Raw genomic sequence first — 25784 nt, 5'->3', positions numbered from 1 at the left:
TATATGATTGGGTTGATTTTAGTAAATTATGCGGATTTTTTCATGCTCATTGTCTGTAGAATTTCAACAATTGAGATATTTATTGCCTCACTTTTTCTTAATTCTTCCATATCAAGCTCTGGTTCTCCGCAAATGTCTGCACCGATTATTCTGGTTATTAGATTAATCTTTGAAATAAAATTAAAAAGTTGCTGCGGTGTTATTTTCCCCTGAGTCCATTGTGTTTTTAAATAGTTTTTATCAATAATGTCTTTGTCTATGCTCAGATATACTGGAAGCATAAAATAAGGATTTGTTTCAATCTTTGAAGAGTTTATGTAAAATATTTCTTTAAGGTTTTTAAGAAAACCTGCCCTGTAAATCCATGAATCGCATCTTATAAAATTTCCATCAGAGGCTTTCATATCAAGATGATTGTCAATTACTATAAGGGCAAACTGCTCTTTTATTCTTTTAAGAAAAAGCAAAGAGATGTAATGATAATCTCCTTTACCAATAAAAGTTATTGAAGATTTATGAGAAGGAACTCTTTTTTCAATAAACTTCAACCGCTCTTCAGAGCACATGAATTTTGTTTCTTTAACAGATCGCAAATCTATCTCTCTAAAAGCTTTCTTTCTTAAATCGCGCTGATAAAAGTATGTATCATCAAAATGAAGTATCAATACATGATACATACTCACTCAATATTTATAACTCTTATTATCTCCCTTATTCCTTTTTCTGCCAGAGAAATTAGTTGAAGCAGATTTTCCCTGGAGAAAGGCATTAATTCTGCTGTTCCTTGAATTTCCACAAACTTTCCAGATCCCGTCATTACTATATTCATGTCAACCTCTGCTTGAGAGTCTTCCTGATAGCAGAGGTCAAGCCTGGGCTCACCTGATACTATTCCAACGCTTATGGCAGCTATGCTATCTTTAATTGGATTTTCAGTAATCATTCCAGCATTCATTGCTTTTTTAATAGCTTCTCTTAAAGCTAAATAACCTCCGGTTATTGAAGCTGTTCGGGTTCCTCCATCAGCCTCAATAACATCGCAGTCAATCCATATTGTTCTCTCTCCAAGCTTTTCAAGGTCAATAACTGCTCTCAGTGATCTTCCAATGAGTCTCTGAATCTCATGAGTTCTTCCTCCAACCCTTCCAGCAGTTGATTCCCTTAACATTCTTACAGGAGTTGACCGAGGAAGCATTCCATATTCAGCTGTGATCCATCCTTTTTTCTGATCTTTTAAGAAAGGTGGAACTTTATTTTCTATTGATGCTGTGCATATTACTCTTGTATTACCAAGTTCAATCAAAACTGAGCCGTCAGCATTTTTAATAAAATTCTTTTCAATTTTTAAACTTCTCATTTCATCATTTTTTCTTCCATCAGGTCTCATTTAGTTTTCCCCCTCAAGAGATACTTTAAAAATGTTGTTGATTTCATAGTTTAAAAATATTTCACCGATTTTTTTAAATCTCTCCGGTGCATCAGTTACATAAAACGTTTTTAAACCTAACTTAGTGCTTTTATTTATAAGCTCTTGATTAATAAGTAGATTTTTTACTTCCAGTGCTATTTCCTGAGCAGAATCCACAAGCCTTATACCATCCATATATTTCTGAATGGTTTTTTTAAGCAATGGATAATGGGTGCAACCGAGAATTAAAGTGTCAATACCACTGTTTTTTAAATCTTTAAGATATCTTTCTACCACCAGTTCTGCAATGCTGCCCTCTAAAATCCCCTCTTCCACTAATGGAACGAATAAGGGGCAGGCTTTTGAGATAACCTCTGCATTGGGTTTTATTGATTTAATTTTTTTAGGATAGGCTTCACTCTGAATAGTTGCTTCTGTTCCAATTATACCAATTTTTCCGTTTTCTGTAACTTTTAACGCTGCCCGCACACCAGGTTCAATAACACCAATAACAGGTACTGGTAATTTTTCTCTCAGAAATTCAAGGCTTACAGATGAAGAGGTATTACAAGCCACGACAAGCATTTTTATCTCTTTTTTAAAAAGAAATGTTGCGCATTCAAGGGAATACTTAATAACAGTTTCAGCAGAGCGAATTCCATAAGGCACCCTCGCAGTATCTCCAAGATAAATCAGGTTTTCATTTGGAAGCAGCTTTGCAATTTCTCTTAAAACTGTTAAGCCTCCAATTCCTGAGTCAAAAATTCCTATTGGTTTTTCTCGCATTAATTTTCCTCCACTGCTTCTTTTAAAGATGATGCAATTGAGATATGTCCTGATATAGTTTCAATTTCTTTGCTTTCTATCAATATTTTAATATCTTTTATCCATGGAAAGTTCTCTTTTAATGTTTTATAAAGAGATTTGAGCATAAAATACTCCTCACGCATGCTCTGAGGTATGGCAAAATTTTTTGATAAATCTATATAAACCACATTTTCCCTGTCTCTGTATATGCCAAGAATTTTTGTTTCCTTTAAGGGCAGTTCTGATAAAAAAATTTCAAGAATTTTTTCAATATTTTTTAATTCTGAGTTCTCTTTTTGCAGGTATATTTCTTTAACAACTATAGAGTTTGAAGAAGGCAGGTATATTTTAAAGTTTACCATAGTTTGCTCTGTTTGAATTTTTCCAGAAGTTTTCTCTTTATGTTTAAACAAAGTGAAATAAGCTATAGTTGCTGATATGGCAATCAGTAATATAAATATAGCTAAGGTTGTGATAAATTTTTTATTCATTGCTGGTTTTCTGCACTTTTGTTTTAAAGTTTTCCAGAATTCCTTGAACAAGCATGTCTATAATTTTATTTACATAGCTTTTATCAGAAAATAAAGCTCTTTTAGGAATTTCAATCATCAAAGCTGGTGCAGAAGCTTCTTTAAGAACAGTGGCAGGTAGCTTTTCAGTATGAACAGCTTCTGAAAAGTTCTCTTTTATTTTTCTTACAAAAATTTTTGCCAGGCTGTCTTCTTTAAGAAAAATTTTTGATGGATCATGTTTTGATACATTTATTTTCTCTGGAGATGTATAAATAACAAAGAAATCTCCACTTGATAGATGCACACTCAAGAACAAGGCAGGGTTCAGACTATTTTGAATTTTTAATCTTTTTCTAAGTGAAATATCTTCATCAGTAGCCCTTGTTAAAGAAGCTTTTATGCCTTTCTGTGCAAGCCTTGATGCTATCTCCTTAGAGACATAAAGAACCAGCTCTTTTTCACTGCTGTCTTTTTCCTTTATGCCTGAATCCTGGCCACCATGTCCTGGATCAATTAGTATTGATGCAGATTTAATTTTTTCCTCCTCTAAAGGCTCTCCCCAAAAAGCATCTATTACAAGCCTTGAAGGAGATTCATATTTTGAGACTTTTATTTTACTTATGTTTGAAGTGCCGATAATAAAACTGCTTTCATTCTTAAAAATTTTTAAATCCTTTATTCTATCTTGTTGAGACAGTACTTTTCCTTCAAACTCAATCTCAAAGGGTGATGTAAAGGTTAGTTTTATTTTCCCATCATTAAGCAAATTTACATTTATTGAGTATGTAATCTCGGGTTTTTCGCATACAAAGACAAATCTATAAAAATCCTGATGCTTGCCATATTTTAAAACTATTTTATGGATGTCCTCTTGTGCAAGGGCAGTTGATAAAATGAAAAAAATAATAAAAACTACGATTCTTTTAATCATTTAACAGGCTTTGGTGTTTTTAAGAATCTTATTCCTGTCCATATTATAATTAAAGCAAATATGACTCTTAAATAAGCATCAGCAAGAGCATGAGCAATATTAGATCCAATGTAAGTTCCAACAATAATTCCAGAAACCAATCCGGGAAGAAGCTTTTTAATAACATTACCAAGCTTTAAATGTGTATAAGCACCAACTGCTCCAGCAGGAACCATGCATAAAAGAGATGTTCCCTGAGCTATATGTTGGCCATAATTGAGAATAATAACCAGGGCAGGAACCATAACAGTTCCTCCGCCTATACCCATCATACCAGCAAGAAAACCTGCAAAAATTCCAATTATTAGAAGTGTGATAATCTTTGCAATGCCTGTAATTTCAAAATGATATAATTCAGTAAGATAAGGTTTTGCAACAAGAATTAAAGCAGCAAATATTAAGAAAGCACCAAAACTTCTTTTAAGCTTCCACTCTCTAAGACTATGGGCAAATCGTGCACCTGCCCGAGCAGTAAATATTGCTGTTAAAGCAAGAATCAAAGAAGCAAAAACATCAACAGAACCTTTAATTCCATAAGTAATAGCACCTGTAATGCCTGTAAATACCAGTGCAAACAGACTTGTTCCATGAGCTTTGTGCTGGGTAAGCCTGAGTACAGCGACCATCAATGGAATCATGACCACTCCACCACCAACTCCAACAAGTCCACCAAAACAGCCAGCAACGACTCCTATCCATAGCGAATGGATAAACTGATTTTTCACAATCAAAAAATTTAATACTTATTAAGCTAAAATGTCAAATTTACTTTCTTTGTTGTAGTTCAAAGGCTTTTTTAGATGTTTCAGCTGCAGCCTGAGCTTTTCTTGCAGCATCCTGAGCCTGTATCACTGCAGCCTGAGACTCTTTTACAGCTTCTTCTGATTTTTTCAATGCCTCCTTTGCTGTCCACTGAACAGAATCTACTTTTGAGTCAACTGTTTTAATATCTGTTCTTAAGGAAGAAATCTCTTTGTTCATGTTTTCCAGTTGTTTTTCAATTTTTTCAAGTTTCTGATAAATTGGGTCTGTTTGCTCCTTTACATACTCTTTTGTTGCACAACCGCTCAAAAAAATAAATGTTGCTCCCGCAATGATTAAAAACTTTTTCATCGCTCACCTCCAAAGCTTTTAATTTTGTTTTTTTATCACAAAGATTAAGAAAAAGTAAAGGAAAAAATAATATAATAAAACTGATGAAAAAATTCATGATAAGGTTGATTATTATTGGAGGATTTTTACTTCTTACTGCTTATGCACAGGCAATTGAAAACATAAACATGGAGATTCATAGAGAAAGTTCTTTCCTCATAGTAAAAGCTCGCATTATTCCTTCTCAAGAATTTATTGAAGATTTTAAAAATGGCTTGAGTAAAAATATTTTTATACTTATAGAGCTTTACAGAAGGTGGTCAATTATTCCAGATGAGTTTATAAGTGGAGTTCAGATACAGAGAGTTTTAGTTTCTGATCCAATAAAAGATGAATTTATTGTAAAAACCTTGCAAGGTGAGACTTTAACAGAAAAAAGGTTTAAAAACTGGCAGGAAGCTCTGGACTGGGCGTTGAATATAGAACCTTTAAAAATTGTGAATATTAATAATGTTGAAAGAGGTAAATATTATATAAAAATTACGGTTGAATCAAACATAAAAAAGCTTCCTTCAGTTCTTGAACATATTTTGTTTTTTATACCCACATATGAAAAAAAAATAACAAAGGAATCAGAAAACTTTAGATTGCCATGAAAGAGAGACTGAAAAAATACTTTTTTCCTGTTTTTCTAACAGCGTTACTTTTTATAGTTCTTGGTTTTGAAATATATCTTTTAAGACTTCCACCTGAACAGATTCCTACAAGATTTATAATTGTTTCACTTTTTGTAATAAACATAATCTCCATTATAACTCTGGGATTTTTTGTCATAAGAAGTATCTTCAGGCTTTATCTTGAAAAGCATAGAGAAATTCCTGGATACAGATTCAGGATAAAAATAGTGACAATCTTTGTGGGATTGGTGCTCATCCCTTCAGCTCTTTTATTTATTGCCTTTAGCGGAGTTCTTGAAAATTCAATAGAGAGAATTTTTTCAAAATCAAACAAAGAAATTATATCAAAAACAGTAAATACAGTTAAGGCTTTTTACGATTTTGAAAAAGAAAAGCTGCTTAATCTTGCTGAAGATTTAAGAAATGGCAAAATAAAGGGTGTTCCCCATGGAATTTCTGTTGAAAGAATAGAAACTTCTCTTACTGATATGCCAGAATCAGTAAGAGATGCTTTTCATGGTAAGAAATCAGCTCAGGTTATTTCCTCTTCAGATGGAGATGTAATCATTGCTGCAGTACCTGATGAAAAAGGAATTCTGCTTTTAAAGATGAGGATTCCTTCTTATATAACAAAAAAAGTTGAAGAGGTTAAGACTCATCACGAAGAGTATCTCAAGATGGGCTCTATGAGAAAAGCTATTAAGTCAAACTATTTCATGTTTCTTGGATTTCTCAGTCTTATTATTGTTTTTTTAGCTCTCTGGGCATCCTTAAAAATCTCTCAGGAGATTACAAATCCTCTTAAAGAGCTTGTTCAGGCAACTGAGCTTGTCTCAAAGGGAGACCTTAAGGTGAAAATTCTCACTAAAAGCTCTGATGAAATAGGAATTCTCGTTAATTCTTTCAATGAAATGATAGCAAAGCTTGACAGAGCTTATCTTGATCTATCAGAAAGAAACATTTTACTTGAAAGAATGTTTTCCAATATTACTTCGGGAATTATTTTTATTGGACAGGGTGGTAAAATTTTCAAAATAAACAAAGCAGGAGAGGAAATACTTCAAATTCCAAAAGATAAAATAGAAGGCAAACACTATAAAGAAATTCTTGAATTTATTGAATCTGATGAATTAAAACAATTTATAAAGAAGCTTTCTGAGGAGAAAATTTATGAGATTTCCAAAGATTTAAACATTAAAATAAAAGGTAGAAATAAAATAATCAAGTCAAGATTTATCTCATTAAGAGAATCTCAGGAAAGCGAAGCTACAGGAATTCTTGTGGTATTTGATGATATTACAGAGATTGTTAAGGCACAACAGGCAATTGCATGGGAAGAAGTTGCAAGAAGACTTGCCCATGAGATAAAAAATCCTCTTACTCCAATTAAACTTGCCACTGAAAGACTGATTAAAAAATGGAAAAATAAAGATGAGGATTTTGACAGAGTCTTTGAAAAATCAACCCAGACAATTATATCAGAAGTAGAGTCTCTTAAAAATTTAATTGATGCTTTTCAGAAACTGGGTAAACTTCCTGAGATTAAAAAGGAGTCTGTAAATCCGCTAAATTTAATAGAAGATGTGATAGAGCTTTATAGAGGATATAAAGATGTGAAGATAAATCTTGTATTGTGTGATGAGATGAAACCTGTTTTGCTTGATCCTCAGGAGTTTAAAAGAGTTTTGATAAACATAATTGACAATGCAATAAAAGCTATGAATGCTAAAGGTGAAATAACAATATCTGTTAAACTAAATAATAACCTTGAGATAGAAGTGGCTGATACTGGTCCTGGTGTGGATGATGAAATAAAAGAAAAGCTGTTTTTGCCATATTTTTCAAAAAATAAGGAGGGCACAGGTCTTGGTCTTACTATTGCAAGAAAAATTGTCAATGAACATGGTGGAAAGATATATGTTATGGATAATCAACCGCATGGAACGATCTTTAAAATAGAGGTGCCTGCTTGAAAGGAAAAGTTTTAATAGTTGATGATGAAATGGGAATTCTTGACACAGTCTCTGGCATTTTAGAAGATGAGGGATATAAAACCATTACAGCAGTGGATGCAGAGACTGCTATGGATATCCTTGATAAAGAGGAGATAGATTTAATTTTTCTTGATGTCTGGCTTCCTAAGATGAACGGGATTGAAGCAATAAAAAAGATAAAAGAAAAGGATCTTCATATTCCAGTTATTATGATTTCAGGGCATGGGAATGTGGAGGTTGCTGTTCAGGCTGTAAAGCTTGGAGCATTTGATTTTCTTGAAAAGCCTCTGTCAATGGAAAGGATTATATTGACTGCAGAGAGGGCATTAGAATTTAAACGCCTTGAAAAAGAAAACATAAAGCTTCGCAGCAGTGCAACTAAAAAGTATGAACTTATTGGAAGTTCTCAGGCAATGAAAAAAATAAAAACTCAAATTGAAATGATTGCCAGAGGAGACTCCAGAGTTTTAATACTTGGTGAATCTGGAACAGGTAAGGAACTTGTAGCAAGAACGATTCATTTATTGAGTCATAGAGCCAGTGCTCCTTTTGTTGAAGTAAACTGTGCAGCAATTCCTCAGGAGCTTATAGAAAGCGAACTGTTTGGTCATGAAAAAGGAGCTTTTACAGGAGCAATAGACAGAAAGATTGGTAAGTTTGAGCTTGCCAATGAAGGAACTCTATTTCTTGATGAAATAGGGGACATGTCTTTACTTACGCAGGCAAAACTTTTAAGGGTAATTGAAACACAGAAGTTTCAGAGAGTGGGGGGGACAAGGGATATAACAGTAAATGTTAGAATTATTTCAGCAACAAATAAAGATCTCACAGAAGAGATTAAAAAAGGCAATTTCCGCGAGGACCTTTACTGGAGACTCAATGTTGTTCCCATCTATATTCCTCCTTTAAGAGAGAGAAAAGAAGATATTCCAGAGTTGATTAATTACTTTATAGATGAATTTAACAGGGAAAAAGGATGGAAGAAAAAGACAGTGGAGCATCAAGCAATGAAAATTCTTCAGAATTACGACTGGCCTGGAAATGTGAGGGAACTGAGGAATGCTGTAGAAAGACTTATGATAATGGTTTCAAAAGATGTGGTAGAGATTTCAGATATTGAAAATACTGGAATAATAATGAGTAAGGCAAAAGAAGAAACATGTTTTAGTTATACTTCATTGAAACAGGCAAGAGATGCCTTTGAAAGAGAATTTATTCTGCGAAAACTTAAAGAGAATAACTGGAATATGACAAAAACAGCAGAAATTATAGGAATAGAGAGAAGCAATCTCTATAAAAAAATCAAATCTCTTGGCATAATTCTTCCCAAAGAGTTTTCAGAAAACTAAAGGAGATTTAAATGTTCACAGTAGTTATTGTTGGTCGTCCTAATGCTGGCAAGTCAACGCTTTTTAATAGAATGATTAAGTCTGATAATAAAATTAAAGCAATTATAGATAAACTTCCCGGAGTAACCCGAGATATAAACTATGGAGTTGCAAGATGGGATAATAAAGCATTTACTGTAGTTGATACAGGAGGTTTTTTCCCTGAAGAAAAAGACATAATTCAGAAACAGATGCTTGAACAGATTGAAATGGCAATATCAGAGGCAGATTTAATAATTCATCTTCTTGATGGAAAAGAAGGAGTTCTTCCAGATGATATTGAAATAGCAAGATGGTTAAGGCAAACAGGAAAAGAGATTCTGTGGGTTGTGAACAAAATAGATGATCCTTCAAAACTCAGTAGAATCTTTGATTTTTATAGCATAGGCACAGAACATCTAATACCGATTTCTGCCCTTACAGGTTATGGATTTGAAGAACTGATTGAAAAAATTATTGAAAAAGTTCCTGTAACTCAATCAATAAAATCACAAGAAGAACTGCCCAAAATAGCTATTGTTGGCAGACCAAATGTGGGCAAATCAACTATTATTAATGCGTTGCTTGGTAAAAAAAGAATGATAGTAAGTCCATTACCTGGAACCACAAGAGATGCTATTGATGCAGTATGCACATACTACGGTAAAAAATATTTATTGATAGACACAGCGGGTATAAAAAGGCTTTCTTATTATAAAAAAGAATCCCGGCAAGCTTATGTTGAAAAGCTTTCATACTTTAAAGCATTAAGAAGTATTGAGAGAGCTGATGTGGCAGTTCTTGTTATAGATGCCCGAGAAGGCATTGTTAATCAGGATCAGAAAATTGCAGGCATAGTGGCTGAGCAGAAAAAAGGATTGATAGTTTTAATCAATAAATGGGATTTAATTCCACGGGATGAAAGAGACAGAAAGGCAAAATTTTTTGCAGATGAAATAAAACGCAAACTCTGGTTTGTGGATTATGCTCCATATCTGACTGTTTCTGCAGTAGATAAAACAAGACTTTCAAAAATTTTTCCACTTATTGACCAGATTTTAGAGGAATACTCTAAAAGAGTCTCCACATCTGAGTTGAATAAACTTTTTAATCAAAAATTAAAAGATGTGGTGCTTTCTTCAGGTGGAAAGGAGTTAAAGTTTTATTATATAACTCAGGTTGATGTAGAACCACCTACATTTGTTGCTTTTGTTAATGATCAAACAGCAGTTAAACAGCATCATATCAAATTTATTGAAAAACTTCTGCGAGAGACATTCAAGTTTGAGTTTTCTCCCATAAGCATAAAAGTCAAACAAAGAAAATAACTTTTTATGTTAAAATAAAAAACTATGCAGACAATTTTTGTAACAGGAAGCGCTGGTTTTATTGGATGGGCAACGTGCAGATTACTTCTAAACAGGGGTTTTACTGTTATAGGGATTGACAATGTGAATGACTATTATGATCCGAAAATTAAAGAATTAAGGCTTCAGGATCTTAGAATTTTCCAGAATTTTATTTTTTACAAAGCAGACATTGAGAATTTTGAAATACTTAAAAACATTTTTAAAACTCATAAGATAGATGCAGTTATTAATCTTGCAGCAAGAGCTGGTGTCAGAGCATCTGTTGAAAATCCCTGGGGATATCTTGATACAAATGTTAAAGGAACAATTAATCTTCTTGAATGCATTAAGGAGCATGGAATTAAAACATTTGTTTTTGCTTCCACATCAAGCGTTTATGGGAATACAGAAAAGATACCTTTTAAGGTTTCTGATGCCACAGATAAACCTCTTGCTCCCTATCCTGCCTCAAAAAAGGCTTCAGAGCTTTTCTGCTATAGCTATCACTATCTTTATGGTATAAATACAATAATTCCAAGATATTTTACAGTATATGGACCTTTTGGAAGACCTGATATGAGCATTTTTAGATTTATCAAGAAAATAGACTCAGGACAGCCAATAACTGTATATGGAGATGGAAAGCAGAAACGAGATTTTACATTTGTTGAAGATATTGCAGAGGCAACAGTGCGCTGCCTTAATCTTGAAGGATATAAGATTATGAATCTTGGTAATGACAGACCTGTTGAACTCATTTATGTAATAAATTTAATAGAGGAACTTCTTCAAAAAAAAGCAAAAATTCAGTGGGAGCCAAGACATCCAGCGGATATTTATGCAACATGGGCAGACATTTCTGAGGCAAAAAAATACATAGGATGGTCTCCAAAGGTTTCAATAGAAGAGGGAATTCAGATTACTGTTGAGTGGTTTAAGAAAAATAGAGATTTACTAAAGGCAATCAAGATATAAAGGAGGAAAAGATGCAGAGAATTTTAGTAGCTCATGATGGTTCAAAGGCATCAGACAAAGCATTGAGAAAGGCATTGGAGATCGCTTTAAGCATGAATTCATCCCTCACTGTGCTTGCAGTAGTTCCAGAGCTTTATCTTACAGAGCTTTCTGATGCTGACAGACAGAGAATTACAGAGGTGCTCAAAAGGGAAACTGAAGAAAATATGGAAAGGATAAGAAAATCTCTTTCAGGAAAACCGATTGAGATTAAGTTTCTTGTAAGAGAAGGAGATCCTGCTGAAAAAATACTTGAGACAGCTCATAAAATGAAAGTTGATCTGATTGTTACAGGCTCTCATGGAAAACACGGAACAAAAAAATTTCTTATTGGAAGCGTATCAGCCAAGGTTGTTGAATATTCTAAATGTCCTGTTCTTGTGGTAAAGTAGCAGAAGGGAAAAATATTTTTACTGTTGTTCCTGCATCAGGAGAGCTTTTTACTTCAATAAAGCCATTATGCTTTTGAACTATATTTTTTACAATTGATAGTCCTAATCCAAATCTTCTTGGATCTTGAGTAAACAGAGGTTCAAAGCATTTTTGTAGTGTTTCTTTATCCATGCCATGTCCTGTATCAGAAATTGTAAGAACAATTTTTTCTTCTGAGTCAGTTCTGATTTTTTCAGTGGAAACTGAAATAACTCCATGCTCAGGGATAGCATTCCTGGCATTTTGAACAATCTCAACGAGAACTTCTCTCAGCTGTTGGGGATCTCCTTTAATTAAAGGAGTTTCCTTAGATAAATAAATCTCAAGATTTATTTTTTCACCAGCTATATTTTTGAGCACTTCTTTAGTTGAAATAATAAGAAAATTCAGATCAAAAACCTTTGCTATAGAAGGAATTTTCCACAGAGCATGCAGAGCTTGAATCAATTTAGCTCCTTTTTCAACAGATTCAATCAATTTTTCAATGTATAAAGAATAATTTTTATTCGCAACTTTTTCTTTCACTAATTGGGCAAATCCGTAAATACCGTTAAATATGTTGTTGAACTGATGTGTGAGATTATCCAGAACTTCATAAATTCCTTCAAGTTTTATAGCTTCCTTAATTTTTTCATCAATTATTTTCTTCTCTGTTACTTCTTTCCCTATTTCAAATACAGCCTTTATTTCTCCATTCTCCTTAAGAGGAATTCCAGTTAAAATATAGTGCCTTCCTTCATCTGATATTCTTTCAGCATTTTCAATATTACCAGTTTTCAAGGCTTTAACGCATGGACATCCTTCACATGGACTGCTTCTTTTATACCACAGGCTATAACATTTTTTACCTTTAACATCCTCAGGATTCATGCCTAATCTTTCAGCATAGGCTTTGTTACTCCATAGAACATTTAACTCTTTATCCATAATAGAGATGTTGTATTCAATGTTTTCAAAGATTGAAACTAAAGATTCTTCTGTTAATTTAAATTGCAGTGATTTCATTGAATTAAAAAAATAAGATTATTTGAAGAACTCATGCAAATATTGAAAATGCCTGCTACTCTTGGGGGGGGGGGGGTAAGTATGATTTTAGCTTTCTATTACAGGATTTCGGATATATCTCTCTTTCACCTATAAAAAAATATAGATGCAACTGTTCAAAAATTCGCATTTTCTTGAGAATTAATAATCTATAAATCATTTTAATTTTCAATCACCTCCAACCAGAGTGCCGGTGGTGGGATTTGAACCCACACGGGATTGCTCCCAGCGAATTTTGAGTCCGCCGCGTCTGCCGTTCCACCACACCGGCTATAAAAAACAATACCATAAAAAATCAAAAAAAATCAATACTTTGTGAATATTTTAAAATACCTCTTGACAAATTTTGTCAAAAATGCTATAAAGGGTTAAACCACATTAAAAAATTCCATTCAAAGGAGGTCTTAAAATGGCAAAGATAGGGGTCTATGTATGCCACTGTGGAGAGAATATTGCCGGCGCTGTTAACATTGAAGAAGTTATGAAGTATGCTGAAACCCTTGAAGATGTTGTAGTGGTAAAGAATTACTTATTTATGTGTTCTGATCCTGGTCAGGATATTATTAAACAGGATATTAAGGAAGGAAAAGTTGATAGAGTTGTAGTGGCTGCATGTACGCCAAGAACTCATGAACCAATCTTCAGAGATGCAGTGGAGTCAGCAGGGCTTAATAGATATTTTCTTGAAATGGCAAACATAAGAGACCAGGATAGCTGGGCACACTGGCATGATAAAAGTGGTGCTACAGAAAAAGCAAAAAGACTGATTCGCAGTGCTGTTGCTAAGGTAAGATTGGCTGAACCTCTTGTGGATCGTTATGGAGATATGGAAAAGTCAGTAATGGTAATAGGTGGTGGAGTTGCAGGAATGTTTGCAGCTATAGACCTTGCGAATATGGGCTTGAAGGTTTATCTCGTTGAAAGACAGCCTTCTATTGGTGGTCAGATGATAAAGCTTGACAAAACCTTCCCAACAATGGATTGTTCTGCCTGTATTCTCACTCCAAAGATGGTTGAAGTAGCCCAGCATCCAAATATTGAGCTCATTACCTATGCAGAAGTTGATGCTGTAAAAGGTTATGTTGGTAATTTTGATATCACAGTAAAGAAAAAGGCAAGATATATAGACTGGGATAAGTGCACAGGCTGCGGTGTTTGCACACAGATATGCCCATCAAGAGTACCAAATGAGTATAACTTTGGCATGAACCAGAGAAGGGCAGCATATATTGAATTTCCACAGGCAGTGCCTAAAAAAGCAGTTATTGACAGAGCAAACTGCCTGTATTTTAAATCAATGGATAAAACTGGAAAGCCTGCCTGTCAGATCTGCGAAAAAGGAATACCACCCAAGGGAATACAAGGATGCCCAGCAGGAGCAATTAAGTTTGATGATAAAGATGAGTATATAAATCTCAAAGTTGGAGCAGTGATTATTGCAACAGGATATAAAGTAATGGAAAAAACTCACTTCAAAGAATACTCACCTCATAGTCCAGATGTGGTTACGGCAATGGAGTTTGAAAGAATTCTCTCAGCAACAGGTCCAACAGAAGGAGAACTCAAAAGACCTTCTGATGGAACAAAGCCAAAGACAATTGCTTTTATCTCCTGCGTTGGAAGCCGTGATGAAAGATATCATTCTTATTGTTCAAAGGTATGCTGTATGTATATGTTAAAACATGCAAGAATTCTTAAGGAAAAATATCCAGATATCAAGCTTTATCTTTTCTTCATAGATGTAAGAACAGCTGGTAAAGACTTTGAAGAGTTTTATGTTTATACACGAGAACTTGGCGTAAAGGTAATAAGGGGCGGAAGAGTTTCAGCAGTTGATGTAAAGCCAAATGGAAAATTGAGAGTAAGAGGTTTTGATGTTGATCTTTGCTCTCCTGTTGAGCTTGAGGCAGACATGGTTGTGCTTGCAACAGCCATTGAACCTCCAGCAGGAACAGAAGAACTTGGAAGACTTTTTGCAGCAACCTGTGGAAGAGAAGGATTCTTAAGAGAAGTTCATACAAAACTTTATCCTGTTGAAACAGCTTCAAAAGGAGTTTTCCTTGCTGGATGTGTTCAGGGTCCAAAGGATATTCCTGAGTCCATTGCTCAGGCACGTGCAGCATCTTCTGCAGCAGCTGCTCTGGTTATTCCTGGTAAGATTAAATTTGAAGCAATTATTTCTGAAGTTGATAGAGAAAAATGCAGTTCCTGCGGTGTTTGTGTACCGCTCTGTCCTTATGGAGCAATAAGGCTTGAAGAATATAAAGGCAAAGAAAAAGCATACATTGAGCCTGCATTGTGTGCAGGATGTGGAGTCTGTGCCAGTGCGTGTCCATCAAGGGCAATTACATTCCATGGATTCACAACAGAGCAGATTCTGGCACAGATTGATGCATTAGCCGAAGCATAAAAAATAAAAGGAGGGAAAAATGGAAGAGGGTGGCGTAAATGTCATTGATCTTACACAGGGAGATGAAAGTTTTGTAAAGGAATTGGAAGCATTAGGTGCTGATGAGCTTAGAGAATGCATTCAGTGTGGAAAATGCGGAGCAACCTGTCCAATGGCATTAGCAGGTTTGGAGTTTTTTATTAAAAGAATTGTTCATGCTGCAAACTTGGGCTTAAGGGATGTTTTGCTTGAAGATTCTTCAGTTTGGGGATGTCAGTCCTGTAACAGGTGTGTAGAGATATGCCCGATGGATATAAAGCCCTATGAAGTTATTCAGGCTGTAAGAAGAGCAGCAATTAAGGTTGAATCCTGTCCTGCAAACACATATGAAGGATTGAGAAATTTATACAGATTCGGTCATGCAGTATTTCCGAAAGGATTTGAAGAAAGAAGAAAGAAAGCAGGATTGCCAGAGAAACCACCAACAGCATTGAGTTTTGATGAGTTAAGGAAGAAATACCAGGAAGTTTTAAAACAAACTATCCTGGAAGAAATAGCACCATTCCCGCTTGATTAAGGAGGATAAAAATGAAGAAAATAGGATTTTTCCTTGGATGTAATATACCCTTTAATAGACCAGATGTTGAGTATTCAGCAAGATATATGTTAAATGAACTGGGTGTGGAAATTGTAGAGCTTGAAGGAGCTGCATGCTGTCCTGCTTTTGGAACAATGCCATCAGTTGATCTTGTAGGATGGGCAGCTGCATCAGCATGGAATTTAAGCATTGCTGAAGAAAAGGGTGTTGATATAATTACTGGATGTGGCTCATGCTATGGCTCTCTCAATGAAGCAAGATATCATATGGAAAAGCATCCTGAAATAAAGGAGCAGGTTAATAAAATTCTTGCCAAGGTTGGTAAGGAATATAAAGGAACTACAAAGGTATGGAACTTTATTAATTTTCTCTATGAAGAAATCGGACTTGGCAATCTTAAATCAAAAATAAAATACAATCTCAACGGCTTAAAGTGTGCTGTCCAGACAGGATGTCACAATCTCTGGCCCAGTAAAGCTTATTCAACAAATGAAGATAATACATTCTTCCCAACAAGACTGAGAGAGATTTGTGAAGCCATGGGAGGCGTAGCACCCCATTACAGCACAATAACTGACTGCTGTGGAATGGGAGCATTGAGATCTGCTGCCTCTGAAAAATCTCTTGCATTGTTTAAAAAGAAACTTGATGTAATAAAAGAGGAATTAAACCCAGATCTCACTGTTATGGGCTGTAGTTCCTGTTTACTTCAGTTTGATGCAGGACAAGCGCTTTTAGTAGAACAGAAAAAGCTTGACTATAAAATTCCAGCCCTTCATATTGTTCAACTTGCTGCTATAGCAATGGGTGCAGATGTGGAAAAAGCCACTGCACAGGCATCAATACCTTTGAATGGAGTAATAACTAAGATAAAAGGAGGGAATTAACATGGCATGGGAGCCAAGACTTATTGTTATTGCCTGCCAATGGTGTACATATCAGGGGGCAGACCTGGCAGGAAGTCTGCGTTACAGTTATCCTCCTACAGTGCATATTGTGAGAGTGCCCTGTAGTGGAAGAGTTGAACCTGAATTTATAGCAGAAGCCCTCAGAAGAGGAGCAGATGGAGTTTTTATAGGTGGATGTCACTTTGGTGACTGCCATTATAAAGAAGGCAATTACAAAGCAATAAGAAGATTTAAGCTCTTTAAGAGAGTTGCAACAGACCTTGGAATTGAGCCTGAAAGAATTCAGCTTGAATGGATCTCAGGAAGTGAAGGAAAGAGATTTTCTGAAGCCATGACAGAATTTGACGCTAAGATAAGGGAGCTTGGACCAAATCCATTGAAAGGAGGGGCACAATGAGCAAACCTAAACTTGCATATTATCTTGCCGGTGGTTGTGGTGGCTGTGATATTGCTGTTGTAGATTTATCTGAAGCACTGGTAGATGTTGCCTTGCAATTAGATATAGTATTTTGGGCACCAACAGTGGCAGACGCAAAATATAAAGACCTTGAAGCAATGCCAGACGGTTCAATTGATGTAGGGCTTTTTAGTGGTAATGTAAGGAATTCAGAGCATGAGCATATCGCAAAGGTGTTAAGACAGAAATGTAAAGTTCTTATTGCTTTTGGAATATGTGCATCATGTGGTGGAATAAAAGGGCTTGTAAATTTACATACAACAGAACAGTTACTTGAAAAAGCATACATTAATACATTCAGCACAGACAATCCAGAAAAGATACTTCCTCAAACAACTGTTTTAGTGGATGGAAAATATGAATTAACATTGCCAACTCTGATGGATGCAAGACCTCTTGATCAAGTTGTAAAGGTAGATTATTACATAGGTGGATGTCCTCCCTATCATGAACATATAGCAAAGGCATTTACAGCTTTACTTTCAGGACAGCTTCCACCTCCAGGTTCATGGATTACTATGGGGAAGGCTGTTTGTGAGGTATGTGATAGAAATCCTGTATTAAAAGGCAAACCAAAGAAGCTTGCAACTGAGGTAAAAAGAACTATTGATGGAGCACCAAGTGAAGATGGTTGCCTTCTTGAGGAAGGATATCTATGTCTTGGACCTGTAACACAGGGAGATTGTGGTGCAAAGTGCCCTTCTGCAAATATTCCATGCAGAGGCTGTGGAGGACCAATTCCAGGAGTCAAAGATTTTGGTCTCAGAGCAATAAGTGCTATTGCAAGCATGCTTGACAATGAAGAACTTGTGGATAAGATTCCGGATCCAGTGCATCTATTTTATAGATATACACTGCCAAGCTCTTTTCTTGGCAAGAGAATAAAGAGATGAAAAAATGAGCCTGAAGGATATAATAAGAAAAATAACCCAGAAGGGGGGAAAGGGAATGAAGAAAATTGAAATTAATCCTATGACAAGGCTTGAAGGCCATGGAAAAATAACTATATTCCTTGATGAACAGGGAAATGTAGAGAATGCTTTTATGCAGGTTGTTGAATTTATGGGATACGAAAAATTCCTCATAGGTATGCCTATTGAGGAAGTTCCAAGAACTGTTAGCACTATCTGCGGAGTTTGAAGGGGTGTGCATTTTACAGCCTCAGTGAAGGCTGCAGATGCAGTTTATGGAGTTGAACCAACTCCTACTGCAAAAAAGATAAGAGAACTTTTTTATAATGCCCATTATGTAGAGGATCACACTGGAATTCTTTATGCTCTTGGCTTCCCAGATTTTGTATGTGGTCCAACAGCTTCACCTGCTGAGAGAAATCTTATAGGACTTATTTTGAAAGTGGGTGCAGATGTTGGTAAGCTTGTTTTAAAGAAAAGATTTTCAGCTGTAAGAATTTTTGAGATAACTGGTGGAAGAACAAGCCATCCAGTTGCTGCATTACCAGGAGGATGGGCAAAGAGAATAACAGAAGAAGAAAGGCAGGAGATTCTTAAATGTGCTGATGACTGTATTGAACTCGGAAAGTTGACTCTTGATGTATTTGATAAAGTTGTACTGCAAAATAAAGAATACATGGCTTTGGTCACAGGCGATGTTTATAAGGTGGTGACCAATTATATTGGAACAGTTGATGAGAACGATAAGGTTACCTATTATGATGGAACTCAAAAGATTGTTGATACAAAAGGAAATGAAATAGGAAGATTTAAAGGTATTCAATATCTGGACTATATTGCAGAAAAGACTCTTCCATGGAGTTATCAGAAAGCTCCATATTTAAAGAAAATTGGTTGGAAAGGTCTCGTAGATGGAGATGGAACAAGCATTTATAGTGTAGGACCTCTTGCAAGATTTAATGTTGGAAGCGGATTTGATACACCTCTGGCACAGGAAGCATATGAAAAGATGGTTTCTGCCTTTGGTGGTAAACCTGTTCATAACACACTTGCCTATCACTGGACAAGAGCTATTGAGTTAATGCATGCAGCTGAGAAGGTAAAACAAATTGCCTCAGATGAATCCATTACAGATCCCAATGTTCGTCAGGAACTTGGTACTCCTGTTGGTGAAGGTGTGGGAATTGTTGAAGCAGCAAGAGGCACATTGATACATCATTATAAGACAGATGAAAAAGGTATAGTCACTGATGCTAATCTTATAGTTGCAACAACTCATAATAAAGGTCCGATGAACATTGCAGTTAAGAGAGCTGCCCAGAACTTTATAAAGAATGGCAAAGTTGATGATGGAATTCTCAATCTTGTTGAAATTGCTTATCGTCCCTATGACCTTTGCTTCGCCTGTTCAACTCATACTCTTCCTGGAAGAATCCCTGTAAGAATTGACATCATTGATCACCACGGTGAACTTGTAAAAAGCCTCAGAAATTTTGAAATATCTTAAGCTATCAGTCCAAGCGGAGGTGTATGCCTCCGCTTTCAAATACAAATATATAAAACCATGGACAAAAAATGAAAGCTATAGTTGTGGGAATTGGTAATCCAAATTTTAAAGATGATGGAGTTGGGCTTAACATTGTAGAAAAACTTAATGGATTGGTAGATACAGTTTCTCTTTTAAACATAAGTTTTCAAATTATTGATTCTATACTTGGTTATGACAAAGCTGTGATCGTTGATGGAGTTAAATCAGGAGCTGAACCAGGAAGTATCTTAGAATTTAATACTGATTACTGGGGAGATATATACGCAAGCGGGACACATAATCTTTCAATTTTTGAGATTTTAAGAATTGGTTACTCCCTCTTTTCCGATGAAATGCCAAAGGAAATAAAAATTATTGGTGTAGAAGTAGAGGATGTGGAAACCTTAAGCAGGCAGTTGAGCCCTTCTGTTGAGGCAGCAATACCTGATGTGATATCAAAAATTAAGGAATATTTAGGAATAAAAGAGTTTTAAAGCAAGATAACTTATTATAAAAGCAGCAGAAGGAGTAATTACGAAATTAATTGCAATTTTCTTTAAAAGGTTGAGTTTAACTGTAGCAATACCTTTGGTCATTCCAACTCCACTTATTCCACCTATTATGCAGTAAGTGGTTGAAATAGGCATACCAAGGAAAGTAAAGAATAAAACACATGCACCTGCACCAAATTGGGCAGCAAAACCAGAGTAAGGGTCTAAAGTGGTAATTCCTTTTCCTACGGTTTCAATAACCCTGTGACTAAGAAGAATAGCACCAGAAAAAACCATGATTGAAGCAATAAAGAAAAGCAGTATTTTATTAATCTCAATTCCAGAATGCATCACAGGTCCAACAACAGTTGCAAGTTCATTTGCTCCTGTGTTGTAGGAAATTAAAGAGGCACTTAAGAGAAGAAAAATCCTTAAGAGTTTTTCAATCTGAAAGAAAGGAATTTTTGATAGAGTTTTTTCAAGGAGTTTATATAAAAAGAATGAAAAAGCCATGGCTACAAAAGGTGAAATGAGCCAGGAACCTACAATTTTTAAGATAGATGAAAAGTTGACACTGCTGTCTGATGCAACTGCAGCACCTATGAGACTGCCTATTATTACTTGATGAGTTGAAAGAGGAAGCCTGCGCCAGTTTGAAACAATAATCAAAATTGCAGAAATAGTTAATGCAACTATAATAATTGATGAATTAACATCAACAATGTTTTTCCCTACTGTTTTCATGACCTTTTGCCCCTGAAGAAGAATACCAAGAAAAACAAGAAATCCAAAGAGAAATATGGCTCTTTTTAATTTTATTATTCCTGCTCCTATGCAAATACCAAGAGCATTTGATGCATCATTTGAACCTATTCCAAAAGCAATAAGAAGACTCGCTACAACTGCAATTTCTGTCATAAAATTATCTCAGGCTTATCTCAATTATGTATAAATAGTCACTTGCATCTTCTATTAAATCACTTATTTTGGTTAAATACTCAACAAAATCAGTTATTATTTTCCCCTCCCAGAAGTTTTTTATCTCAATCTTTCTTAATTTTTCCGTTATATCCAATTTGAGGTCATCAACCTGCTTTTCATATACTCTTATGGCGAGATTTTTCTCTTTAAGGTCTCCTTTAGTGAGAAGGCTATCAAAAGCAATTGAAAGTAGTTCACATATATTAGCATTTATAGAAGCAATTTTTACACATTCTGGTTCAATTATTTTGTAAATTTCCATGTTAATATATCTAAATTCAAATGCAGCATCCTCAAGAATATCAAATGCTTCATCTACCATTTCTACAAATCTGCAGATGTTTGGTCTTATGAATGGCAAAAAAGCTCCTTCATGTATTGTGGAGATTATATCTCTTCTAATTGAATCTGCCTCTCTTTCAAGGTCTGCCACGCAGAATGTAGATTCTTTGTTAGTCGTTGTTATAGCATTTTTAAAACATTCGGTTGCCAAGCATAAAGTTTTTATATGTGTTTTTATATCTTCTATTACTTTCTTTTCTAATTTCCCACCGGAAATAATTTTATTGAGCATTACTGTCTCCTTGCCCTTTCTATTAAAGAAGCACCCATTACATCAAGGAGGGATACAACTCCTACAATTTCTTTGCCTTCATGAACAAAAACTCTTGCAATGTTGAACTTTTCCATAAGTTTGATAAGATGTTCCAGCTCTGTTTCTTTATCAATGCTTATAATAGGTTTTGATGCAATTTCTTCTACTCTGATTTTGTGCGGATCAAGGTTTTTGGCAATTACTTTAAAAACAATGTCTCTGACAGTTATTACTCCATATACATCCTTTTCATCCCTTGGCAGAACTATCAAAGACCTTATTCTTCTATCAACAAGTTTTTCAATAGCATCATAAACAGTTGCCTCAGGTTTTATTGTTTCCAGCTTAGTGTTCATTATTTCCTTTACCTTTGTATTCATACTTTACCTCCACGAGATTATTTTGTTAAAATTATTATACAGTTTTCATGAAAAGTTGACAATCCAGTTTAAAAGTTCTTATATTATAAGTTATAGATGCCACCGTAGCTCAGCGGGTAGAGCAGCTGATTTGTAATCAGCGGGTCGGGGGTTCGAATCCCTTCGGTGGCTTGAATTGCTTGAAAATAAAAAGATATAATATTAATAACGGAGGGGTACCCGAGTGGCCAAAGGGGACAGGCTGTAAACCTGTTGGCGTTTGCCTTCGAAGGTTCGAATCCTTCCCCCTCCATAGATGCGGGAATAGCTCAGCGGTAGAGCGTCAGCCTTCCAAGCTGAGGGTCGCGGGTTCAAATCCCGTTTCCCGCTTTTTTATGCCCATGTAGCTCAGTTGGCAGAGCACGTCCTTGGTAAGGACGAGGCCACCGGTTCGATCCCGGTCATGGGCTTTAAGAAGAAATAAATAAAGTTTTAAAGATTTTAAGGAGGAGACGATGGGTAAGGCAAAGTTTGAGAGGAAGAAGCCGCATGTAAATGTAGGTACAATTGGGCATATTGATCATGGCAAGACCACGCTTACAGCAGCGATAACGAAGTATCTGGAACTGAAGGGATTAGCTCAGTACAAAAGTTATGACCAGATAGACAATGCACCTGAGGAGAAAGCAAGGGGAATAACAATAAACACAGCTCATGTAGAGTATGAGACAGACAGGAGGCATTATGCGCATGTAGACTGTCCTGGGCATGCGGACTACATAAAGAACATGATAACAGGAGCAGCGCAGATGGATGGATCTATACTTGTAGTAGCAGCGAATGATGGACCGATGCCACAGACAAGAGAGCACATACTGCTTGCCAGGCAGGTAGGTGTACCATACATAGTAGTATTCATGAACAAGACAGACATGGTAGATGATCCTGAGTTACTGGACTTAGTAGAGCTTGAAGTGAGGGAGTTACTGAGCAAGTATGGATTTCCTGGGGATGAGATACCGATAATAAGGGGCAGTGCATTGAAGGCATTAGAGAGCAGTAGCAGGGATCCGAATGCAGCTGAGTACAAGCCTATACAGGAACTACTTGATGCACTGGACAGTTACATACCAGAGCCTGAAAGGCCTATAGACAAGCCATTTTTAATGCCCATAGAGGATGTATTTAGCATATCTGGGCGAGGGACAGTAGTGACAGGGAGAGTAGAAAGAGGGATAATAAAAGTAGGGGATGAAGTAGAGATAGTGGGATTAAGGGAGACAAGGAAGACAGTAGCAACTGGAGTAGAGATGTTCAGGAAGATACTTGATGAAGGAAGAGCAGGAGACAACATAGGAGTGTTGTTAAGGGGGATAGGCAAGGATGAAGTAGAGCGTGGTATGGTACTGGCGAAACCTGGGAGTATTACTCCGCATACAAAGTTTAAGGCAGAAGTATATGTATTGACCAAGGAAGAAGGGGGGAGGCATACACCTTTTTTCAATGGTTACAGGCCTCAGTTTTATTTCAGGACAACGGATGTAACAGGAGTGATAAAGCTACCAGAGGGAGTGGAGATGGTAATGCCTGGAGATAATGTGAATCTGACAGTGGAGCTGATAGCGCCGATAGCTATGGAAGAGGGATTGAGGTTTGCAATAAGAGAAGGTGGAAGAACAGTAGGTGCAGGTGTAGTCACAGAGGTGCTGGAGTAAAAAATGAGAGATATAATTCTACTTCAGTGTACTGAATGTAAAAGTAAAAACTATTCCACAACAAAGAATAAAAAGACTACGCCTGATAAGTTGCAATTAAAAAAATACTGTAAGCATTGTAGAAGACATACATTACATAAAGAAACAAAAGCTTAAGAATAGGCCAGTAGCTCCAACGGATAGAGCACCGGACTCCAAATCCGGGGGATGGGGGTTCAAATCCCTCCTGGCCTGTTCATTATGTTTTTTTGAGGTGAGAAATGATATCAAAACTTAAGAATTTTCTTAATGAAGTAAAAATAGAGGCAAAAAAAGTTAACTATCCTAAAAAGCATGAGGTGATAGCTTCTACATGGGTAGTAATTGTAACAGTTTTTTTAATTTCCTTTTTCCTCGGTTTAATAGATTTTGTTTTATCAAAAGTTGTAACTGCATTTATCAGGTGAAAAAAATGGCAAAACAGTGGTATGTAGTTCATACAATGTCAGGGTTTGAAGAAAAGGTAAAAGCTTCCATTGAAGAAAGAGTTAAAAACAAAGGGCTTGAGGATAAAATCTCAAGAATCTTGATCCCCACTGAAAAGATAATTGAAGTCAAAGGGAAAAAGAAAAAGGAACAGGAAAAGAAATTTTATCCAGGATATATTCTTGTAGAGATGGAACTAAATGAAGATACATGGCATCTGATAAGAACCACTCAGAGAGTAACAGGATTTGTGGGTGGTAAAAAACCTGCACCTATTCCAGAAGAAGAAGTAGAAATGATTTTGCAGCAACTTGAAAAAGGCAAGTCTCCACAGATAAAAACTCATTTTGAAAAAGGAGAAACAGTTAGAATTACCGATGGTCCGTTTACTAATTTTACAGGATACATTGATGAAGTAGATTCTGAACATGAAAGAGTCAAGGTTATGGTAAGTATTTTTGGAAGACAGACACCTGTAGAACTTAATTTTTCACAGGTTGAAAAGGTTTAAAGGAGGAATAAATTATGGCAAAAAAGGAAGTCACAGCACAGGTAAAACTTGTAATACCTGCAGGTAAAGCAAATCCTGCTCCACCGGTAGGACCAGCATTGGGTCCACATGGTATTAACATTATGGAATTTTGTAAACAGTTCAATGCCCAAACACAGAATATGGGAGACACTCTCATTCCTGTTGTATTAACTATCTATAAGGATAGGTCCTTTACTTTCATACTTAAGACCCCTCCTGCAAGTGAGCTTATTAAAAAAGCTGCTGGAATTATAAAAGGTTCTGGTGCAACAGGAAAGGAAAAGGTAGGCACCCTGACAATGAAACAGGTTGAAGAAATAGCGAAAACAAAACTACCAGATTTAAATACAAAATCCTTAGAGGCAGCAATGAAAATGATTATTGGCACTGCAAAAAGTATGGGTGTGGAGATAAGGGGGTAATATAAATGGGTAAAAAATTAGCTGCTGTGAAAGAAAAATTAGATACCACAAAAGAGTATACTCTTGAAGAAGCAATTGATTTTCTTAAAGAAAACAGCTTTACTAAATTTGATGAGACTGTTGAGATGGCAATAAATTTAGGAGTAGATCCAAGAAAATCAGATCAGGTTGTTCGCAGTACTGTAGTTCTTCCCCATGGAACAGGAAAACAGGTGAGGGTTTTGGTTTTTGCTAAAGGTGAAAAAGAAAAAGAAGCAGAACAGGCTGGAGCTGATTATGTGGGAGCAGAAGATTTAATAGAGAGAATTCAGCAGGGCTGGCTTGAATTTGATAGAGCTATTGCAACACCTGATATGATGGGACAGGTTGGTAAACTTGGAAAAATCCTTGGTCCAAGAGGATTAATGCCAAATCCAAAACTTGGTACAGTAACTTTTGATATTGCAAAAGCAGTTAAAGAAGCAAAGGCAGGAAAAATTGAATACAGAACTGATAAAGGCGGAGTTGTTCATGTTCCTATAGGTAAACTCTCCTTTGATAAAGAAAAGCTTGTTGAGAATGCTATAGCGGTTTTGAAATCAGTAATTAAAGCAAAACCACCAACATCAAAGGGAAAATATATTAAGAAAGTAGTTCTTTCTTCTACAATGGGACCTGGTTTGAAAATAGATATATCAAAGCTTAAACTTTAAAACAGGCTTTGCCTGTTATTAATAATCTGAGACAGCAGGTGCCATGAGGCTTAATGGTACAACCGCCTGCCGAGA

At 35.9% G+C, this 25784-nt stretch carries 30 protein-coding genes and 6 tRNA genes; 24 read left to right on the top strand and 12 right to left on the bottom strand.

Translation table 11 applies throughout. The features are described 5' to 3' along the window. Positions 1–26 precede the first annotated feature (26 nt). Genes ACYQ3X_RS06245 through ACYQ3X_RS06215 form a run of 7 tightly spaced genes read right to left on the bottom strand, consistent with a single transcriptional unit; the run spans position 27 to position 4810 of the window. Positions 27–677, bottom strand: a complete 651-nt coding sequence (locus ACYQ3X_RS06245) for a hypothetical protein (RefSeq protein WP_460180947.1) — start codon at positions 675–677, stop codon at positions 27–29. A 2-nt stretch (positions 678–679) separates the two neighbouring features. Next, positions 680–1387 carry a ribonuclease PH gene (gene rph / locus ACYQ3X_RS06240; protein ID WP_460180946.1) on the bottom strand — a complete coding sequence of 236 codons (708 nt, stop codon included), beginning with the start codon at positions 1385–1387 and terminating at the stop codon, positions 680–682. Continuing rightward, on the bottom strand, positions 1388–2194 hold the full coding sequence (gene murI, locus ACYQ3X_RS06235) for a glutamate racemase (RefSeq protein WP_460180945.1): 807 nt from the start codon (positions 2192–2194) through the stop codon (positions 1388–1390). After that, positions 2194–2706 (bottom strand): GerMN domain-containing protein, encoded by a 513-nt coding sequence (locus ACYQ3X_RS06230; RefSeq protein WP_460180944.1) that lies wholly within the window; start codon positions 2704–2706, stop codon positions 2194–2196. The genes murI and ACYQ3X_RS06230 overlap by 1 nt, the downstream gene beginning before the upstream one ends. Beyond that, entirely contained in the window at positions 2699–3658 is a 960-nt protein-coding gene (locus ACYQ3X_RS06225) for an N-acetylmuramoyl-L-alanine amidase (RefSeq protein WP_460180943.1), read from the bottom strand. Before ACYQ3X_RS06225 ends, ACYQ3X_RS06230 begins: the two co-directional genes overlap by 8 nt. Further along, positions 3655–4422: a sulfite exporter TauE/SafE family protein gene (locus tag ACYQ3X_RS06220; RefSeq protein ID WP_460180942.1), complete on the bottom strand. Its 768-nt coding sequence runs from the start codon at positions 4420–4422 to the stop codon at positions 3655–3657. Before ACYQ3X_RS06220 ends, ACYQ3X_RS06225 begins: the two co-directional genes overlap by 4 nt. A gap of 40 nt (positions 4423–4462) precedes the next feature. After that, positions 4463–4810, bottom strand: a complete 348-nt coding sequence (locus ACYQ3X_RS06215) for an alanine-zipper protein (RefSeq protein WP_460180941.1) — start codon at positions 4808–4810, stop codon at positions 4463–4465. A gap of 95 nt (positions 4811–4905) precedes the next feature. Between ACYQ3X_RS06215 and ACYQ3X_RS06210 the strand changes: the two genes are divergently transcribed. The 6 genes from ACYQ3X_RS06210 to ACYQ3X_RS06185 are packed head-to-tail and all read left to right on the top strand — an operon-like array spanning position 4906 to position 11582. Further along, a complete protein-coding gene (locus ACYQ3X_RS06210; protein ID WP_460180940.1) occupies positions 4906–5445 on the top strand; it encodes a DUF4390 domain-containing protein in 540 nt (179 codons plus the stop codon). Continuing rightward, positions 5442–7439, top strand: coding sequence for a sensor histidine kinase (locus ACYQ3X_RS06205; protein ID WP_460180939.1), 1998 nt, complete (start codon positions 5442–5444; stop codon positions 7437–7439). The genes ACYQ3X_RS06210 and ACYQ3X_RS06205 overlap by 4 nt, the downstream gene beginning before the upstream one ends. After that, a complete protein-coding gene (locus ACYQ3X_RS06200) occupies positions 7436–8809 on the top strand; it encodes a sigma-54-dependent transcriptional regulator (protein ID WP_460180938.1) in 1374 nt (457 codons plus the stop codon). Before ACYQ3X_RS06205 ends, ACYQ3X_RS06200 begins: the two co-directional genes overlap by 4 nt. Before the next feature lie 11 nt (positions 8810–8820). Next, on the top strand, positions 8821–10155 hold the full coding sequence (gene der / locus ACYQ3X_RS06195) for a ribosome biogenesis GTPase Der (protein ID WP_460180937.1): 1335 nt from the start codon (positions 8821–8823) through the stop codon (positions 10153–10155). Between the two features lie 24 nt (positions 10156–10179). Continuing rightward, positions 10180–11151 (top strand): SDR family NAD(P)-dependent oxidoreductase, encoded by a 972-nt coding sequence (locus ACYQ3X_RS06190; RefSeq protein ID WP_460180936.1) that lies wholly within the window; start codon positions 10180–10182, stop codon positions 11149–11151. A gap of 11 nt (positions 11152–11162) precedes the next feature. Beyond that, on the top strand, positions 11163–11582 hold the full coding sequence (locus ACYQ3X_RS06185; RefSeq protein WP_353684195.1) for a universal stress protein: 420 nt from the start codon (positions 11163–11165) through the stop codon (positions 11580–11582). On the opposite strand, the gene ACYQ3X_RS06180 is transcribed toward ACYQ3X_RS06185, so the two are convergent. Next, the gene (locus ACYQ3X_RS06180) at positions 11554–12627 is read right to left on the bottom strand and encodes a two-component system sensor histidine kinase NtrB (protein WP_460180935.1); all 1074 of its coding nucleotides are present in this window, start codon (positions 12625–12627) and stop codon (positions 11554–11556) included. The genes ACYQ3X_RS06185 and ACYQ3X_RS06180 overlap by 29 nt on opposite strands. A gap of 227 nt (positions 12628–12854) precedes the next feature. After that, a tRNA-Leu gene (locus ACYQ3X_RS06175) sits at positions 12855–12937 on the bottom strand. Positions 12938–13075: 138 nt separating this feature from the next. On the opposite strand from ACYQ3X_RS06175, the gene ACYQ3X_RS06170 reads away from it, so the two are divergent. The 7 genes from ACYQ3X_RS06170 to ACYQ3X_RS06140 all read left to right on the top strand — a co-directional run bounded on the left by ACYQ3X_RS06170 (position 13076) and on the right by ACYQ3X_RS06140 (position 19951). After that, positions 13076–15076 carry a 4Fe-4S binding protein gene (locus ACYQ3X_RS06170; protein WP_460180934.1) on the top strand — a complete coding sequence of 667 codons (2001 nt, stop codon included), beginning with the start codon at positions 13076–13078 and terminating at the stop codon, positions 15074–15076. Positions 15077–15095: 19 nt separating this feature from the next. Continuing rightward, entirely contained in the window at positions 15096–15632 is a 537-nt protein-coding gene (locus ACYQ3X_RS06165) for a 4Fe-4S dicluster domain-containing protein (protein WP_460180933.1), read from the top strand. 11 nt (positions 15633–15643) lie between these two features. After that, positions 15644–16540 carry a CoB--CoM heterodisulfide reductase iron-sulfur subunit B family protein gene (locus ACYQ3X_RS06160; RefSeq protein ID WP_460180932.1) on the top strand — a complete coding sequence of 299 codons (897 nt, stop codon included), beginning with the start codon at positions 15644–15646 and terminating at the stop codon, positions 16538–16540. Continuing rightward, entirely contained in the window at positions 16536–16958 is a 423-nt protein-coding gene (locus ACYQ3X_RS06155; protein ID WP_460181698.1) for a hydrogenase iron-sulfur subunit, read from the top strand. The genes ACYQ3X_RS06160 and ACYQ3X_RS06155 overlap by 5 nt, the downstream gene beginning before the upstream one ends. Further along, positions 16955–17911 (top strand): NADH-quinone oxidoreductase subunit B family protein, encoded by a 957-nt coding sequence (locus tag ACYQ3X_RS06150; protein WP_460180931.1) that lies wholly within the window; start codon positions 16955–16957, stop codon positions 17909–17911. Before ACYQ3X_RS06155 ends, ACYQ3X_RS06150 begins: the two co-directional genes overlap by 4 nt. A 55-nt stretch (positions 17912–17966) precedes the next feature. Further along, on the top strand, positions 17967–19436 hold the full coding sequence (locus tag ACYQ3X_RS06145; protein ID WP_460180930.1) for a Ni/Fe hydrogenase subunit alpha: 1470 nt from the start codon (positions 17967–17969) through the stop codon (positions 19434–19436). A 68-nt stretch (positions 19437–19504) separates the two neighbouring features. Continuing rightward, on the top strand, positions 19505–19951 hold the full coding sequence (locus tag ACYQ3X_RS06140; protein ID WP_460180929.1) for a hydrogenase maturation protease: 447 nt from the start codon (positions 19505–19507) through the stop codon (positions 19949–19951). On the opposite strand, the gene ACYQ3X_RS06135 is transcribed toward ACYQ3X_RS06140, so the two are convergent. From ACYQ3X_RS06135 to ACYQ3X_RS06125, 3 genes are read right to left on the bottom strand one after another with little or no spacing between them, the layout of a single operon-like run. Further along, a complete protein-coding gene (locus tag ACYQ3X_RS06135) occupies positions 19931–20866 on the bottom strand; it encodes an inorganic phosphate transporter (protein WP_460180928.1) in 936 nt (311 codons plus the stop codon). The two genes, ACYQ3X_RS06140 and ACYQ3X_RS06135, sit on opposite strands and share 21 nt — an antisense overlap. A gap of 4 nt (positions 20867–20870) precedes the next feature. Continuing rightward, entirely contained in the window at positions 20871–21503 is a 633-nt protein-coding gene (locus tag ACYQ3X_RS06130) for a TIGR00153 family protein (protein ID WP_460180927.1), read from the bottom strand. Then, positions 21503–21904 (bottom strand): CBS domain-containing protein, encoded by a 402-nt coding sequence (locus ACYQ3X_RS06125; RefSeq protein WP_460180926.1) that lies wholly within the window; start codon positions 21902–21904, stop codon positions 21503–21505. Before ACYQ3X_RS06125 ends, ACYQ3X_RS06130 begins: the two co-directional genes overlap by 1 nt. Positions 21905–22002: 98 nt before the next feature. Here ACYQ3X_RS06125 and ACYQ3X_RS06120 point away from each other — a divergent pair. The 11 genes from ACYQ3X_RS06120 to rplA all read left to right on the top strand — a co-directional run bounded on the left by ACYQ3X_RS06120 (position 22003) and on the right by rplA (position 25709). Then, positions 22003–22075: transfer RNA gene (locus ACYQ3X_RS06120), tRNA-Thr, on the top strand. Positions 22076–22113: 38 nt separating this feature from the next. Beyond that, positions 22114–22196: transfer RNA gene (locus ACYQ3X_RS06115), tRNA-Tyr, on the top strand. A 5-nt stretch (positions 22197–22201) separates the two neighbouring features. Continuing rightward, positions 22202–22273: transfer RNA gene (locus tag ACYQ3X_RS06110), tRNA-Gly, on the top strand. A gap of 7 nt (positions 22274–22280) precedes the next feature. Continuing rightward, positions 22281–22353: transfer RNA gene (locus ACYQ3X_RS06105), tRNA-Thr, on the top strand. A gap of 45 nt (positions 22354–22398) precedes the next feature. After that, positions 22399–23598, top strand: coding sequence for an elongation factor Tu (gene tuf, locus ACYQ3X_RS06100; protein ID WP_460180925.1), 1200 nt, complete (start codon positions 22399–22401; stop codon positions 23596–23598). Positions 23599–23601: 3 nt separating this feature from the next. Then, positions 23602–23754, top strand: coding sequence for a 50S ribosomal protein L33 (gene rpmG / locus ACYQ3X_RS06095; RefSeq protein ID WP_353684207.1), 153 nt, complete (start codon positions 23602–23604; stop codon positions 23752–23754). A gap of 4 nt (positions 23755–23758) precedes the next feature. Further along, positions 23759–23832, top strand: a tRNA-Trp gene (locus tag ACYQ3X_RS06090). Between the two features lie 26 nt (positions 23833–23858). Then, on the top strand, positions 23859–24044 hold the full coding sequence (gene secE, locus ACYQ3X_RS06085) for a preprotein translocase subunit SecE (protein WP_460180924.1): 186 nt from the start codon (positions 23859–23861) through the stop codon (positions 24042–24044). A gap of 5 nt (positions 24045–24049) precedes the next feature. After that, positions 24050–24574, top strand: a complete 525-nt coding sequence (gene nusG, locus ACYQ3X_RS06080; RefSeq protein WP_460180923.1) for a transcription termination/antitermination protein NusG — start codon at positions 24050–24052, stop codon at positions 24572–24574. Between the two features lie 14 nt (positions 24575–24588). Further along, positions 24589–25017 carry a 50S ribosomal protein L11 gene (rplK, locus tag ACYQ3X_RS06075; RefSeq protein ID WP_353684210.1) on the top strand — a complete coding sequence of 143 codons (429 nt, stop codon included), beginning with the start codon at positions 24589–24591 and terminating at the stop codon, positions 25015–25017. Between the two features lie 5 nt (positions 25018–25022). Continuing rightward, complete coding sequence (gene rplA / locus ACYQ3X_RS06070; protein ID WP_460180922.1) at positions 25023–25709, top strand: 50S ribosomal protein L1; 687 nt, start codon at positions 25023–25025, stop codon at positions 25707–25709. The last annotated feature ends 75 nt before the right edge of the window (positions 25710–25784 follow it).

The organism is Thermodesulfovibrio sp. TK110 (assembly GCF_054658355.1).
Note: the sequence above shows the minus strand (reverse complement) of the source record. Positions and strands in the feature narration are given on the sequence as shown.

Bases quoted from the DNA above. Each gene is read 5' to 3' on its own strand.
- ACYQ3X_RS06245 (WP_460180947.1), bottom strand. From the start codon at position 677: ATGTATCATGTATTGATACTTCATTTTGATGATACATACTTTTATCAG.
- rph (WP_460180946.1), bottom strand. From the start codon at position 1,387: ATGAGACCTGATGGAAGAAAAAATGATGAAATGAGAAGTTTAAAAATT.
- murI (WP_460180945.1), bottom strand. From the start codon at position 2,194: ATGCGAGAAAAACCAATAGGAATTTTTGACTCAGGAATTGGAGGCTTA.
- ACYQ3X_RS06230 (WP_460180944.1), bottom strand. From the start codon at position 2,706: ATGAATAAAAAATTTATCACAACCTTAGCTATATTTATATTACTGATT.
- ACYQ3X_RS06225 (WP_460180943.1), bottom strand. From the start codon at position 3,658: ATGATTAAAAGAATCGTAGTTTTTATTATTTTTTTCATTTTATCAACT.
- ACYQ3X_RS06215 (WP_460180941.1), bottom strand. From the start codon at position 4,810: ATGAAAAAGTTTTTAATCATTGCGGGAGCAACATTTATTTTTTTGAGC.
- ACYQ3X_RS06210 (WP_460180940.1), top strand. From the start codon at position 4,906: ATGATAAGGTTGATTATTATTGGAGGATTTTTACTTCTTACTGCTTAT.
- ACYQ3X_RS06205 (WP_460180939.1), top strand. From the start codon at position 5,442: ATGAAAGAGAGACTGAAAAAATACTTTTTTCCTGTTTTTCTAACAGCG.
- der (WP_460180937.1), top strand. From the start codon at position 8,821: ATGTTCACAGTAGTTATTGTTGGTCGTCCTAATGCTGGCAAGTCAACG.
- ACYQ3X_RS06190 (WP_460180936.1), top strand. From the start codon at position 10,180: ATGCAGACAATTTTTGTAACAGGAAGCGCTGGTTTTATTGGATGGGCA.
- ACYQ3X_RS06185 (WP_353684195.1), top strand. From the start codon at position 11,163: ATGCAGAGAATTTTAGTAGCTCATGATGGTTCAAAGGCATCAGACAAA.
- ACYQ3X_RS06180 (WP_460180935.1), bottom strand. From the start codon at position 12,627: ATGAAATCACTGCAATTTAAATTAACAGAAGAATCTTTAGTTTCAATC.
- ACYQ3X_RS06170 (WP_460180934.1), top strand. From the start codon at position 13,076: ATGGCAAAGATAGGGGTCTATGTATGCCACTGTGGAGAGAATATTGCC.
- ACYQ3X_RS06165 (WP_460180933.1), top strand. From the start codon at position 15,096: ATGGAAGAGGGTGGCGTAAATGTCATTGATCTTACACAGGGAGATGAA.
- ACYQ3X_RS06160 (WP_460180932.1), top strand. From the start codon at position 15,644: ATGAAGAAAATAGGATTTTTCCTTGGATGTAATATACCCTTTAATAGA.
- ACYQ3X_RS06150 (WP_460180931.1), top strand. From the start codon at position 16,955: ATGAGCAAACCTAAACTTGCATATTATCTTGCCGGTGGTTGTGGTGGC.
- ACYQ3X_RS06140 (WP_460180929.1), top strand. From the start codon at position 19,505: ATGAAAGCTATAGTTGTGGGAATTGGTAATCCAAATTTTAAAGATGAT.
- ACYQ3X_RS06135 (WP_460180928.1), bottom strand. From the start codon at position 20,866: ATGACAGAAATTGCAGTTGTAGCGAGTCTTCTTATTGCTTTTGGAATA.
- ACYQ3X_RS06130 (WP_460180927.1), bottom strand. From the start codon at position 21,503: ATGCTCAATAAAATTATTTCCGGTGGGAAATTAGAAAAGAAAGTAATA.
- ACYQ3X_RS06125 (WP_460180926.1), bottom strand. From the start codon at position 21,904: ATGAATACAAAGGTAAAGGAAATAATGAACACTAAGCTGGAAACAATA.
- tuf (WP_460180925.1), top strand. From the start codon at position 22,399: ATGGGTAAGGCAAAGTTTGAGAGGAAGAAGCCGCATGTAAATGTAGGT.
- rpmG (WP_353684207.1), top strand. From the start codon at position 23,602: ATGAGAGATATAATTCTACTTCAGTGTACTGAATGTAAAAGTAAAAAC.
- secE (WP_460180924.1), top strand. From the start codon at position 23,859: ATGATATCAAAACTTAAGAATTTTCTTAATGAAGTAAAAATAGAGGCA.
- nusG (WP_460180923.1), top strand. From the start codon at position 24,050: ATGGCAAAACAGTGGTATGTAGTTCATACAATGTCAGGGTTTGAAGAA.
- rplK (WP_353684210.1), top strand. From the start codon at position 24,589: ATGGCAAAAAAGGAAGTCACAGCACAGGTAAAACTTGTAATACCTGCA.
- rplA (WP_460180922.1), top strand. From the start codon at position 25,023: ATGGGTAAAAAATTAGCTGCTGTGAAAGAAAAATTAGATACCACAAAA.